This window comes from Streptomyces sp. SID8352 (assembly GCF_009862265.1).
Lineage (GTDB): Bacteria > Actinomycetota > Actinomycetes > Streptomycetales > Streptomycetaceae > Streptomyces.
On record NZ_WWGX01000044.1, the window covers coordinates 63,464 to 77,448 of the forward strand.

Genomic DNA, 13,985 nt, shown 5'->3' on the forward strand with positions numbered 1-13,985 from the left:
GCAGCGCTCCGGCGAGGGCGGCCCCGGGACCATCCGGGGCCGCCCTCGCCGTGTCCGTCGGGGATACTGGAAGACGCTGAACGCTTCAGGGAAAGGCCACAGACGTGACTGAGATCGAGATCGGGCGCGGCAAGCGCGGCCGGCGGGCGTACGCCTTCGACGACATCGCCGTCGTCCCCAGCCGCCGGACCCGGGACCCGAAGGAGGTCTCGATCGCCTGGCAGATCGACGCCTACCGCTTCGAGCTGCCCTTCCTGGCCGCCCCCATGGACTCGGTCGTCTCCCCGGCCACCGCCATCCGCATCGGCGAGCTGGGCGGTCTCGGAGTGCTGAACCTGGAAGGGCTCTGGACCCGCTACGAGGACCCGCAGCCGCTGCTCGACGAGGTGGCGGGGCTGGACGCCGCCGCCGCCAACCGGCGCCTCCAGGAGATCTACTCCGCCCCGATCAAGGAGGAGCTGATCGGCCTGCGCATCAAGGAGGTGCGCGACTCGGGCGTGGTCACCGCCGCCGCGCTCTCCCCGCAGCGCACCGCCCAGTTCTCCAAGGCCGTCGTCGACGCGGGCGTGGACATCTTCGTCATCCGCGGCACCACCGTCTCCGCCGAGCACGTCTCCGGCTCGCACGAGCCGCTGAACCTGAAGCAGTTCATCTACGAACTCGACGTGCCCGTCATCGTCGGCGGCTGCGCCACCTACACCGCCGCCCTGCACCTGATGCGCACCGGCGCGGCGGGTGTCCTCGTCGGCTTCGGCGGCGGCGCCGCGCACACCACCCGCAGCGTGCTCGGCATCCAGGTGCCGATGGCCACCGCCGTGGCGGACGTGGCCGCCGCGCGCCGCGACTACATGGACGAGTCCGGCGGCCGGTACGTGCACGTCATCGCGGACGGCGGCGTCGGCCGCTCCGGCGACCTGGCCAAGGCGATCGCCTGCGGCGCCGACTCGGTGATGATGGGCTCCCCGCTGGCCCGCGCCACCGACGCGCCGGGCCGGGGGCACCACTGGGGCATGGAGGCGGTCAACGAGGAGCTGCCCCGCGGCCAGAAGGTCGACCTCGGGACGGTCGGCACGGTCGAGGAGATCCTCACCGGTCCGTCGCACACCCCCGACGGCTCGATGAACTTCTTCGGCGCCCTGCGCCGGGCCATGGCCACCACCGGCTACAGCGAGCTGAAGGAGTTCCAGCGCGTCGAGGTCACGGTCGCTGACTCGCAGCCGCGCCGCTGACCCCGGGCCCGAGGGCCGGCCGCCCCGCCCGGGGAGGCCGGCCCTCCGCCATGGGCGGGCGGGTCGTCCGGTGGCCGGGACGCGCGCTCCGTGCGCCGCGCACGGGCGGTGCGCCGCTCATAGGCGGTGCGCCGCCCCGGTCGGGGTCGCGCCCCGGGTGTCCAGCAGGAGCTGCGCCTTCACGGAGAGTCCCTGGAGGTCGTACGTGCGGTGCTGCTGGAGCAGGATCGTGAGGTCGGCGTCGGCGGCGGCCTCGTAGAGGGAGTCGGCGCGGGGGACCGGGCGCCGGGCGACGCTCCAGTTCGGGACGTGCGGGTCGTGGTAGCTGACGGTGGCGCCGAGCCCCGTCAGCAGGGTGGCGATCTCCTCGGCGGGGGCGGCCTGCTGGTCGGCCAGGTCCGCCTTGTAGGTGACGCCGAGGAGCAGGACGCGGGCGCCGCGCGCGGACTTCCCGTGCTCGTTGAGGAGGGCGGCGGCGCGCCGGACGACGTAGCCGGGCATCCGGCGGTTCACCTGCTGGGCCAGCTCCACCATGCGCAGGCCGCGCGGGGCGTGGCCGGTGAGGTCCTGGGGGACCGAGTGGCCGCCGACGCCGGGGCCGGGGCGGAAGGCCTGGAAGCCGAACGGCCTGGTCTCCGCGCAGCGGATCACGTCCCACAGGTCGATGCCCAGATCGTGGCAGAGGACGGCCATCTCGTTGACGAGCGCGATGTTGACGTGCCGGAAGTTGGTCTCCAGGAGGTGCACCGTCTCCGCCTCGCGCAGGCCGCGCGCCCGCACCACCTTGTCGGTGATCCGGCCGTAGAAGGCGGCGGCCGACTCGGTGCAGGCGGGGGTGAGCCCGCCGATGACCTTGGGGGTGTGGGCGGGGGCGGCGTCGCGGTTGCCCGGGTCCACCCGGCTGGGGGAGTGGGCGAGGTGGAAGTCGCGCCCGGCGCGCAGCCCGGAGCCCTCCTCCAGGAGGGGCCGCAGGAACTCCTCCGTGGTGCCCGGCCGCACCGGCGACTCCAGGATCACCGTGGTGTGCGGGCGCAGGTGCGCGGCCAGGGTACGGGCCGCGGCCCCGACCTGGGCGAGGTCGGGGGAGCCGTCCGGTCCGGGCGGGGTGGGGGCGCAGATGACGGCGGTGCGCACCCGTCCCAGTTCGGCCGGTCCGGCCGCCGTCCGGAAGCCCCCCGAGAGCATCCGGCGCAGTTCGGCGGGGCTCAGCGGTCCGGCCTCGGGGCCGGTGCGGTAGCCGAGGGTGGGGATGCCGGCGGCCACGGCGGCCTGGGCCAGGGGCAGGCCGTAGGGACCGAGTCCGATGACGGCGAGATCTGCGGGCATGGCGTGGGCCGTCCTTCCCAATAACCGAAGCGGGACAGGTGCGCAAGCCCGGTGGACAGAATGGGCGGGCACACGGTCAGACTAGGAGTAAATATGACCGATTTGTGGGATTGGTCGGCCGAATCCCGTTGAGTGTTGTCTCCGCTCACCCGCCCCGCCCCGGAGTTGTCCACAGGCTGGGGGTACGTGGTGGCTGAACCCGGACGGGACGGTCAGACTTTGCGCAGAGGGGTACGGGACACCGGCGGGCTCGCCCGACGGGTGTGCCGACACCACGGACAGCGGGAGGCAGCAGTGAGGACAGCGACCCTGGGCCCGGCGCAGCGCGCCGAGGCGCTCGCGGCCATGGCCGAGCGCGAGCTGGATGTGCTGGTGGTCGGCGGTGGAGTGGTCGGCGCCGGCACCGCGCTCGACGCGGTGACCCGCGGCCTGTCGACCGCTCTGGTGGAGGCCCGGGACTGGGCCTCGGGCACCTCCAGCAGATCCAGCAAGCTGGTCCACGGCGGGCTGCGCTATCTGGAGATGCTCGACTTCGCGCTGGTCCGCGAGGCGCTGAAGGAGCGCGGGCTGCTGCTGGAGCGCCTGGCGCCGCACCTGGTCAAGCCCGTGCCGTTCCTCTACCCGCTCCAGCACAAGGGCTGGGAGCGGCTCTACGCCGGATCGGGCGTCGCCCTGTACGACGCCATGTCCATGGCCCGGGGCCACGGCCGCGGCCTCCCCCTGCACCGGCACCTGAGCCGCCGGCACGCGCTGCGCGTGGCGCCCGCCCTCAAGAAGGACGCCCTCGTCGGCGCCCTCCAGTACTACGACGCCCAGATGGACGACGCCCGCTTCGTCACCACCCTGGTGCGCACCGCCGCGTCGTACGGCGCCCCGGTCGCGAACCGGGCCCGGGTGACCGGATTCCTGCGCGAGGGCGAGCGCGTGGTCGGGGCGCGGGTGCAGGACGTCGAGAGCGGCGGCGAGTACGAGATCCGCGCCCGCCAGATCGTCAACGCGACCGGGGTGTGGACCGACGACACCCAGTCGATGGTGGGCGAGCGCGGCCAGTTCCACGTCCGCGCCTCCAAGGGCATCCACCTGGTCGTCCCCAAGGACCGCATCCACTCCGGCACCGGGCTGATCCTGCGCACCGAGAAGTCCGTCCTCTTCGTCATCCCCTGGGGGCGGCACTGGATCATCGGCACCACCGACACCGACTGGGACCTCGACAAGGCGCACCCCGCCGCCTCCAGCGCCGACATCGACTACCTGCTGGAGCACGTCAACTCGGTGCTCGCCATACCCCTCACCCGGGACGACGTCGAGGGGGTCTACGCCGGGCTGCGGCCGCTGCTGGCCGGGGAGTCGGACGCCACCAGCAAGCTGTCCCGGGAGCACACCGTCGCCCACCCGGTGCCCGGCCTGGTCGTGGTGGCGGGCGGCAAGTACACGACGTACCGGGTGATGGCGAAGGACGCGGTGGACGAGGTGGTGCACGGCATGGACCTCCGGGTCGCCGACTGTGTCACCGAGGAGGTGCCGCTGCTCGGCGCCGAGGGCTACCGGGCGCTGTGGAACGCGCGGGCCAGGATCGCCGCCCGCACCGGGCTGCACGTGGTGCGGGTGGAGCACCTGCTCAACCGGTACGGCACGCTGACCGAGGAACTGCTCCAGCTCATCGCCGCCGATCCCGCCCTGGGCGAGCCGCTGCACGCCGCGGACGACTACCTGCGCGCCGAGGTCGTCTACGCCGCCTCGCACGAGGGCGCCCGCCATCTGGACGACGTGCTGACCCGGCGCACCCGCATCTCCATCGAGACCTTCGACCGGGGCACCCGCAGCGCCCGGGAGGCCGCCGAGCTGATGGCGCCGGTCCTGGGCTGGGACCGGGACCGGGTCGAACGGGAGGTCGGGCACTACGAGAAGCGGGTCCAGGCCGAGCGGGAGTCGCAGCGCCAGCCCGACGACCTGACGGCGGACGCGGCCCGGCTGGGGGCGCCGGACATCGTGCCCCACTGAGCCGTGCCCCGGGCCTGGCCCGGGGCCTGTCCCCGGGCCGGGCTCCGGTCCCGGGCCTGCCCCCGGCTCTGCCCCGGGTCGGGCTCCGGCCCTGACCCGGCATCGGGTCGGGCCCGGCTCCGGGCCCGGTCCTGACGTCGGCTCCGGCTCCGGGCCAGGCTCCGGTCCAGCCCTCGGGCCAGGCTTCGGCCGGGGCTCAGGCTCCGGCCCTGGCTCCGGCTCCGGTCCTGAACCGCCATCGATCCTGACCCGGCATCGGGTTGGTCCCGGCTCCGGGACCGGTCCTGACGTCGGCTCCGGCTCCGGGTCTGGCCCCGGTCCTCACGTCGGCTCCGGTCCTGACGTCGGCTCCGGCTCCGGCTCCGGGCCTGGCCCCGGTCCTGACGTCGGCTCCGGTGCTGGTGGCGGCTCCGGTCCGGGCTCCGCCCCGGCCCGACCCGACGCCGGCACCGCCGCGCCTCCGGCACCGCCCCGACCTCGGTCGCGGGCGGGTGCCCGGGAGGAGGTCCGGGAGCGTGGTCCGGGAGCGCGGTCCGGTGTCCCCGGCCCCTCCGCAGGGGATTCCGGACCCCGCCGGGCGGCCCCGCCGCGCGGTCCGGCCGGTCCGAACGGGACCGTTCGGTACCGCCGTTCGGGCCGGGACTCGGGGCCGTCGGTGCCCGAACGCGCAGGTGGGAGGCGTGCGGCAGGGGGCGGCGGCAGGCCGTGCGGGGCGCCGCCGGAGCGCGGGTGACAGGGGGTCACGCCCCCTGACGTCCGCCGCGCGCCCGGTCGCCACGAGGGGACCCTGCGGCGTGGAGCACTTGCCGGGTGAGGGACAATGAAGGCTCTGTCAGGGCGGGTTGCATGAGGGGACGCATGTCGGAGCCGGAGCGCGCGGGCACACCCCGTACGGACAAGGACGCACGTCTCCTCGCCGGGCGGTACCGGCTGGGGGACGTGCTCGGCCGCGGCGGCATGGGGACGGTGTGGCGCGCCGCCGACGAGACCCTCGGACGCACGGTCGCCGTCAAGGAGTTGCGGTTCCCCGGCAGCATCGACGAGGACGAGAAGCGCCGCCTGATCACGCGCACCCTGCGCGAGGCCAAGGCCATCGCGCGGATCCGCAACACCAGCGCCGTGACCGTCTTCGACGTCGTCGAGGAGGACGACCGGCCCTGGATCGTGATGGAGCTCGTCGAGGGCAAGTCCCTCGCCGAGGTCATCCGCGACGACGGCCTGCTGGAGCCGCGGCGCGCGGCCGAGGTCGGCCTCGCCATCCTCGACGTGCTGCGCTCCGCGCACCGCGAGGGCATCCTGCACCGTGACGTGAAGCCCTCCAACGTGCTGATCGCGGACGACGGCCGGGTCGTGCTCACCGACTTCGGCATCGCCCAGGTGGAGGGCGACCCGTCCATCACCTCCACCGGCATGCTCGTCGGCGCCCCCTCCTACATCTCGCCCGAGCGGGCCCGCGGCCACAAGCCGGGCCCCGCGGCGGACCTCTGGTCGCTCGGCGGCCTGCTGTACGCGGCGGTGGAGGGCGTCCCGCCCTACGACAAGGGCTCGGCCATCGCCACGCTCACCGCGGTGATGACCGAGTCGCTGGAGGAGCCGAGGAACGCGGGCCCGCTGCGGGACGTCATCCACGGGCTGCTCACCAAGGACCCCGCCCAGCGCCTCGACGACGCGGGCGCCCGCGCGCTGCTCACCCGGGTCATCCGGGACGCGGACCGCGCCGACGCGGCGGAGACGGCCGGCACCACCAGGGTCGTGCCGCTCCCCGCCCAGCAGGGCCGGCAGCGGCCGTCCCGGTCGGCACGCAGGGCTGCCGTGGGAGCGGGCGCCGCGGCTCCGGCCGCCGGCCGCGCCGCCCCCGCCGTGCCCGGCGCCCCGCCGCCCCCGATGCCGGGCGGACCCCCCGGGGGCCCCGCCCCGGGAGTCGGCGCGGCGAACGGCGCCACCGGCGGGCGGAGCGCGGGCTGGCCCGTGATGGCGCCGCCCGACCTGCCGCCCCGGCCCGCGCCCAGGGCGCCGCTCACCGACGTGGTGCCGCGCCGCACCCTGGTGATCATCGCTGTGGTCGTGGCGCTGGCCGTCCTCGGCACCGTACTGGCGCTCACGCTCGGCGGCGGGGACGACGACAAGGACGCCCGTGCCGCCGCCGCCCGCACCGCCTCCGGCGCGAGCACCACCGCCGGGCGCGGCGGCCCCGGCGACACCCGGACCGACGGCAGCGCCTCCGGGCCGGCCGAGGAGGGCGCGGAGGACGGCGCCGCCGCGGACCGGGGCGGCGCGGTGGGCGGCGACGGGGCGGCCCCCGACGAGGGCGGCGCCGGCGCGGCAGCCACCCACCGGGGCACCCAGGGCTACTCCATCGGCCTGCCCGAGGGCTGGTCGTTCGGTACCACGGGCACCGCCGGGGACCGCTTCACCGGGCCGAAGGGCCAGAAGCTGCTGATCGCCTGGACCTCCACGCCCAAGGACGACCCGGTCGCGGACTGGCAGAACCAGGAGCGCTACATGGTCCGCGCCCGGTACGAGAGGATCCGCATCGAGAAGGTGGAGTACCGGGGCTGGAACGCGGCCGACTGGGAGTTCACCTACACGGAGGACGGCACCGGGTACCGCACCGTTGACCGCGGATTCGTCGTGAACGACCACCAGGGCTACGCGCTCATGTACACCGCCAGGGCCGCCGACTGGGACGGTGACCTGCGACGGGACACCTGGCGCACCCTCAGCGGAAGTTTCCGGTCCGCGTCCTGAGCGTGGGCGCCCGGGGTTTGGGACGGCCCAGATATGGCATCCCCTCATTGCGGGTTGCCTCCGGCACGTATCGTGAACGCATGCGAACCGCACGCAGCCGGAACGGGCCGCGCGGCGAACGGAATTGACCGACGGGCGGCTGCCGGGGGTGGGTGACGTGGACGACTATGCGGGACGGGTGCTCGCGGGCCGCTACCGCCTGCCGCTGCCCCCCTCCGACGAGTACGAACTCGCCGAGACCCGGGCCTTCGACACCTACAGCGGCCAGGAGGTCCTGGTGCGCCAGGTGCCGCTGCCGGAGGTCGTCGACGCGGAGGTGGTCGACGCGGAGGATCCGTCCGGCGGCTTCGCCGCGCGGGACGGCGGGCCCCGGGGCGCCGCGCGCCGGACGCCCGAGCCGTACGCGGGGACCGGGCCCTCGGCCGATCCGGTGGTGCGGCGGGCCATGGACGCCGCGCAGGCCGCCGCCGCGGTGCCCGACCACCCCCGGCTCGACCAGGTCTTCGACGTGTTCCCCGAGAGCGGCTCGCTGTGGATCGTCAGCGAACTGGTCGCCGCCCGGCCGCTGGCCGCCCTGCTCGCCGAGGAGCCGCTGACGCCCTACCGGGCGGCGGAGGTCGCCGCCGACGTGCTGATGGCGCTGCGCGTGCTGCACGGCTACGGATGGGTCCACCGCAACATCACCGCCCGCACGGTGCTGGTCTGCGACGACGGCCGGGTCGTGCTCACCGGTCTGGCCGTCGGCGCCGCGGAGGAGGCGCTGTGCGGCTACGACCCGGTCCCCGCCCGCGAGGACGACGGGGACGAGGGAGCGGAGGCCCACGGGGAGCCGTACGGACCGGAGCCCTACGGCATGGAGCCGTACGGACCGGACCACGAGTCGCCGTACGACCCGGACCCCGGGGAGGACCCGTACGGGACCGGCGAGGCCGCCGCCCCCTACGGCACGGACCACGGCGCCGCCGTCCCCTACGGTGAGGCCCCCTACGGGGACGGCCACGGCGCGGACCCGTACGGCCGGGCGGACGCCGCCCCCGCCGGCTACCCACCCGGACCGGAGCCCGTCCCGGGCCCGCATGCGGTCGGGCCCGGCGCCGCCGCGGACCCCGAGGCCGCCCGCCGGGCCGCCATCCGGGCCAGGGAGGAAGGGCTGCCCGCGTTCGGCCAGGGCGGCCCCGCCGGGCTGCCCCCCGCGGCCTCCGACACCGGCGCCGACATCAGGGCCGCGCGGGCCGGGGCCATCGCCGCCTATCGCGAGGGCGCCCGCGCCGCCGCCCGGGTGCAGGAGGCGCGGGACGGCCGTGCCGCCCTGCCCGGCGGCCCGCTCCCCGACGGCTTCCGGGCCCGCCCGGCCCTCGAAGGCGCCCCGGAGCACCCCTACGGTGACCTCCCGGCCGCCGCGTCCGGCCAACCGGCTCCGGAAGGGCCCGCCGCACCGGACGCCTCCGGCGGGCCGGACGCCCAGGAGACCGCGCTGCTGGGCCGGATAGCCGACCCCTACGGGGTGCGCTCCGCCTCCTGGCACGGCGCCACGCCCCGCACCCCCGACCCCGCCGGGCACGGCGGCCCCCCGGCCGTCGCCGCCCCGCCCTCCGCCGGGGTCCCCGCCGTGGCGTCCCCCGGCGCTCCCTCCGCCCCGGCGGCCGGCGGCTGGGACGGCCCCGAGGCCCGCGTCCCCGCCCCCCGGGGCCCCGCCACCGCGCTCGCCGCCGAGCGGGCCCGGCAGGCGCGGATGGCCGTGGTGGGCCCGGTCACCGAGCGGTGGGCACCCGAACAGGCCGGGCCGGTGCACGAGAACTGGCAGCTCGCCGCGCCCATCGGCCCCGCCACCGACCTCTGGGCGCTGGGAGCCCTGCTCTTCCGCGCCGTCCAGGGGCACGCGCCCTACCCGGAGGACTCGACGGCCGAGCTGGTGCAGATCGTCTGCTCCGAGCCGCCCGCCTTCGCGGAGGAGTGCGGCCCGCTGCGCCCCGTCGTGGAGTCGCTGCTGCGTCAGGACCCCACCGAGCGGATCGACTTCGAGGAGCTGAACGGCTGGCTGCGCTCCCTGGTGCGCTCCGCGCCCGAGCCGGACGCCGGGCTGTACGTCGTCCCCGCCCCGCCGGCCGACACCGCCCGGCTGCCCGTCGTGCGGCGCCGGGGCGAACTGGTGCGCAGACGGCGCGGCGGCGGGCAGCTCGCCCAGCAGGCGCGGCACAAGCGGGGCCGGGAGGAGGAGCGGTCACCGCGCAGCCTCGGCCGGACGCTGCTGCTGGTGATCCTGCTCGCCCTGGCCGGGGCGGTCGCGTACGCCATGTTCTTCATGCCGCGGAACGAGGCGGAGGGTCCCGGCCGGGCGGGCTCCGCCCCGGCGGAGAGCCGGGTCCCGGCCGAGCCGCCCGCGCGCTCCCCGCAGGCCAGCGGCGACCCCCGCCCCGAGGAGACCTCCTCCGGCAGCGAACCGGACTCCGCCGGGACGGCGGGCTCCGCCGAGACCCAGACCACCGGCCCCGGCGCCGCCGACGGCTTCACCCTGCGCACTGACCCCGAGGGCTTCCGCGTCGCCGTGGCCCGGGGCTGGACCCGGATCCCCCGCAACAGCAGCGGCCAGGTCGTCTACCGCAAGGGCGACTTCGAGCTGGTCGTCGTGCCGGGCCGGGACGGCACCGGCGAGTACGGCGAGGACCCCATGGTCTACCAGCGCGAGGGCGAGCGGGAGTTGGCCCCGTACCGGTCCTCCACCTGGGCCACCTCCAGCGGGCTGAGGACCATCGAGGTCGGCGGACGCACCATGGCCGAGGGCGAGTTCACCTGGACCGGCTCGCGGGGCGGCGAGCTGTACGTGCGCAACGTGGCCATCCTGATCGACGGCCGCTACCACGTGGTGCAGGTCCGCGGCCCGGTGACCCGGCGGGACGAGGTCACCCGGCTCTACGAACAGGCCTCCGACACCTACCGGTACACGCGCTGACCGCCGACCCGCCACGATGGTTGTGCGCCGGAACGCAAAGCGACAACTCTCACACCGGGGCCGCCCCGCCGCCCCAACCGTTCCCCGAACGGGGGCCGGTGCCTAGTCTGGCCCCTGACAACAGCATTGCGGGGCAACGTGAATCAGATGCAGGGCCGGGTCGTCGCGGGCCGCTACCGGCTCGACGAGGCCATCGGCAGCGGCGGCATGGGCCGGGTGTGGCGCGCCCACGACGAGGTGCTGCACCGGGCCGTGGCCATCAAGGAGTTGACGGCCGCCCTCTACGCCTCCGACGGCGACCGGAGCGTCCTGCTGGCGCGCACCCGGGGCGAGGCCCGGGCGGCGGCGCGGATCAACCACTCGGCCGTCGTCACCGTGCACGACGTGTTCGAGCACGACGGCCGTCCCTGGATCGTGATGGAACTGGTCGAGGGCCGCTCGCTGGCCGACGCGGTCCGCGACGAGGAGCGCGTCGTGCCGACCGAGGCGGCCCGCGTCGGGCTCTGGGTGCTGCGGGCCCTGCGCGCCGCCCACACCGCCGGGGTGCTGCACCGCGACGTCAAGCCCGGCAACGTGCTGCTCGCCGACGACGGCCGGGTCCTGCTCACCGACTTCGGCATCGCGCAGATCGAGGGCGACTCCACCATCACCCGCACCGGTGAGGTCGTCGGCTCCGTCGACTACCTGGCCCCCGAGCGGGTGCGCGGCCACGACCCGGGCCCCGCCTCCGACCTGTGGGCACTCGGCGCGACGTTGTACACCGCGGTGGAGGGCAGGTCGCCGTTCCGGCGCACCTCGCCGCTGTCCACGATGCAGGCGGTCGTGGAGGAGGAGGCCGCCGAGCCGCTCCGAGCCGGTCCGCTCGCCCCCGTCATCAGCGCCCTGCTGGCCAAGGACCCCGCCCAGCGCCCCGACGCGACCGAGGCCGAGCAGATGCTCGCGGAGGCGGCGGAAGGGCGGCGGCCGAACGCGGCGCAGGCGTACGTGGCGACGCGCTACTCGGGGTACCGGCCCGACGGGACCGGCGGGCCCACCGGTCACCGGGCCGGTCACCCGGCCGAACACGGTCACCCGGCCGGTCACCCCGGCGGGCCCACCGGTCATCCGGCCGCACACCCCGGCGGGTACGCGGGCGGATTCCCGGCCGTCGGGTCCGGCGGGTACCCCGCCGGGCAGCCGGGCGGACCTCCCGCCGGGCCGGTGGTCCTTCCGGGCGCCGGCGGACCCGCCGGGGCGGACCCCTCGGCGACCCGCCCCACCGCGCTCGTGCCGCCGCCCGGCCCCGCCACCTCCGTGCGCTCCCGGGGGAGGCGGCTGCGCACCCTCGCCCTGGCCGTCGCCGTCGTCGTGCTGCTCGCGGGCGCCGCCGCCGTGGTGTGGCGGGAACGGGACGGCGCCGGGACCCGGCGGGCCGACGGCACCTCCCCGTCCGCCCCCGCCGACACCACCACCCCGGCCGGTTCCCCGGCCCCCACCACCCCCGCCGGTTCCCAGGGCCCCGCCGACCCCTCGGCCCCGGCCGCCACCGCCGACGGCGGCACGGTGCCCGCCGGGTGGGTCCGCCACGACGACCCGCTGGGTTTCGGCCTCTCGCTGCCCGCGGGCTGGGAGCGCCGGGCGTTCGACGACCAGGGCGATCTCCGGCAGATCGACTACAGCCCCGACGGCGGTGAGCACTTCCTGCGCATAGCCGTCGACACCTCGCCCGACTTCAACGACCCGTACGCCCATCAGCTCGACCTCGAACAGCAGCTCCAGCGACTGGTGGACTACCGGCGGCTGGACCTGGAGCGCACCACCTACCGCGACCGCGACAGCTCCCGCTGGGAGTACGCGTGGACCGCGCTGGCGAAGGACACGCCCTTCCCCGGGCCCAGGCGCGCCATCGAGGAGATGTACATGTCCCGGGACGGCGTCGAGTACGCCCTGTACCTGTCGGCGCCCGCCGAGGACTGGGCGGAGGCGCGCGAGCAGTTCCGCACGGTGCTGCAGAGCTGGCAGGAGGGGCGGCCCGCCTGAGCGCCGGGGGCCTTTGCCCCCGTCCGGCCCGCGCGGCCCCGTGGGGTGGCCGCGTGAGGTTGTCGCGTGCGCGTCGCACCGGGCGGTCCGGGCCCTCGCGTCCCCCGAGCCCCGGCCGCGCGCCGCCCACGCCCGCCCGGGTGCTGCCCGGCCGGCCGGTGCCCGCCCCGGCCGGTCCGGCGGTGTCCGCCGTCCCCCGGTCCGCCGCCCCCTCAGTCCCCCGGTCCGCCCTCCCCGGGCCCGTCGCACTGATGTGCCCGTCGCTTCGTCAGGTGCGCCGTTCCGCCCGCCGTACCGCCCGGGGCCCGCGCGGTACGGCCCGGTGCCGGGCGCTTCCCGGCGTCCCCGGACCCCCGGCCGTGATGCGAACAACCCCCGTCGGTTGTCGGCCACCCCTGGCATGGCCTTCCGGAGACGGAGCGCCAGGTGGGGCATCATGGGACACATGGTGACCGAGGGGCCCGACGGGCTTGTCATCGCGGGCCGTTACCGGCTCGGGGAGAGGCTCGGCCGCGGCGGAATGGGCATCGTGTGGCGGGCCACCGACCAACTGCTCGTCCGGCAGGTCGCCGTCAAGGCCCTGCCCCTGGACGACACCCTCTCCGCGGCCGAGGCGGGACGGCGCCGCGAACGCACCCTGCGCGAGGCACGGGCCGTGGCGCGGCTCAGCCATCCGCACGTCATCGTCGTGCACGACGTGGTCGAGGACGACGAACGCCCGTACATGGTCATGGAACTGATCGACGGCGGCTCCCTCGCCGACCGCGTCCACAGCCGGGGCCCGGTCGACGCCCCCGAGGCCGCCCGCATCGGCATCGCCCTGCTCGGCGCCCTGCGCACCGCGCACGCCGCCGGCATCCTGCACCGGGACGTGAAGCCGTCCAACGTCCTGGTCGCCGACGACGGCCGGGTGGTGCTCACCGACTTCGGCGTAGCCCAGGTCGCGGGCTCCACCACGCTCACCGAGAGCGGCTCCTTCGTCGGCTCGCCCGAGTACACCGCGCCGGAGCGGATGTCGGGCGCCGGCACCGGGCCCGCCTCCGACCTGTGGTCGGTGGGCGTGCTGCTCTGCGCGGTGCTGAGCGGCACCTCGCCGTTCCACCGCGACTCGCTGGGCGGGGTGCTGCACGCCGTCGTCTCGGAGGAGATCCGTCCGCCCGCCCAGGTCGCGCCGATCCTGCCCGTCGTCCGGGGGCTCCTGGAGCGGGACCCCGGGCTGCGGCTGGACGCCGAGGAGGCCGAGCGGCTGCTGAGGGCCTTCCTCGACACCGGCCGCACCCCCGAGCGGGACGGGGAGCGGCGCGGCCGGTACTCCCGCCGGGGCCTGCTGACGGCGGTGCTGCTGCTGGTCGGCGCGGCCGGGGCCGGCCTCTTCGCGGCGGCGCTGCTCGCGGACGGGGACGGCGGCGGCGGTGCCCCGGTCCGCTCGGCCTCCGCGACACCGCCCCCCGCGGGACCGTCCGCGTCGTCCGCGTCGTCCGCGTCGTCGGCGTCGTCGGCGTCGTCCGTGCCGTCCGCGTCGCCGGGCACGGCCGGGACGGCCGCCGCGGGGTCCGCCGGAGCCTCTGCCCCCGGTTCCGTTCCCGGTTCCGTCCCGGTGGACCCCGCCGCCGGGGACCTCACCGCGTGGCCCTCCGCCTCCGGGGCCTCGGCGACCGGGTCGTCCGCAACCGGACCGAACGGCAGATAACCGGCGGTTCGCGTCACGGGTC

Annotated in this window: 7 protein-coding genes; 6 read left to right on the plus strand and 1 reads right to left on the minus strand. The window is 76.4% G+C overall.

Going from position 1 to position 13,985, the window contains the following annotated elements; translation table 11 throughout:
• Positions 1–104 precede the first annotated feature (104 nt).
• The gene (locus GTY84_RS16470; RefSeq protein ID WP_161227029.1) at positions 105–1,229 is read left to right on the plus strand and encodes a GuaB3 family IMP dehydrogenase-related protein; all 1,125 of its coding nucleotides are present in this window, start codon (positions 105–107) and stop codon (positions 1,227–1,229) included.
• A gap of 117 nt (positions 1,230–1,346) precedes the next feature.
• On the opposite strand, the gene GTY84_RS16475 is transcribed toward GTY84_RS16470, so the two are convergent.
• Entirely contained in the window at positions 1,347–2,555 is a 1,209-nt protein-coding gene (locus GTY84_RS16475) for a nucleotide sugar dehydrogenase (protein WP_161227030.1), read from the minus strand.
• A 294-nt stretch (positions 2,556–2,849) separates the two neighbouring features.
• Between GTY84_RS16475 and GTY84_RS16480 the strand changes: the two genes are divergently transcribed.
• The 5 genes from GTY84_RS16480 to GTY84_RS16500 all read left to right on the plus strand — a co-directional run bounded on the left by GTY84_RS16480 (position 2,850) and on the right by GTY84_RS16500 (position 13,963).
• Positions 2,850–4,556: a glycerol-3-phosphate dehydrogenase/oxidase gene (locus GTY84_RS16480; protein WP_161227031.1), complete on the plus strand. Its 1,707-nt coding sequence runs from the start codon at positions 2,850–2,852 to the stop codon at positions 4,554–4,556.
• A gap of 858 nt (positions 4,557–5,414) precedes the next feature.
• Complete coding sequence (locus GTY84_RS16485; RefSeq protein ID WP_161227032.1) at positions 5,415–7,304, plus strand: serine/threonine-protein kinase; 1,890 nt, start codon at positions 5,415–5,417, stop codon at positions 7,302–7,304.
• 157 nt (positions 7,305–7,461) lie between these two features.
• Positions 7,462–10,254 (plus strand): protein kinase, encoded by a 2,793-nt coding sequence (locus GTY84_RS16490; RefSeq protein WP_161227033.1) that lies wholly within the window; start codon positions 7,462–7,464, stop codon positions 10,252–10,254.
• 147 nt (positions 10,255–10,401) lie between these two features.
• On the plus strand, positions 10,402–12,273 hold the full coding sequence (locus GTY84_RS16495; protein ID WP_161227109.1) for a serine/threonine-protein kinase: 1,872 nt from the start codon (positions 10,402–10,404) through the stop codon (positions 12,271–12,273).
• A gap of 436 nt (positions 12,274–12,709) precedes the next feature.
• Positions 12,710–13,963, plus strand: coding sequence for a serine/threonine-protein kinase (locus tag GTY84_RS16500; protein ID WP_161227034.1), 1,254 nt, complete (start codon positions 12,710–12,712; stop codon positions 13,961–13,963).
• The last annotated feature ends 22 nt before the right edge of the window (positions 13,964–13,985 follow it).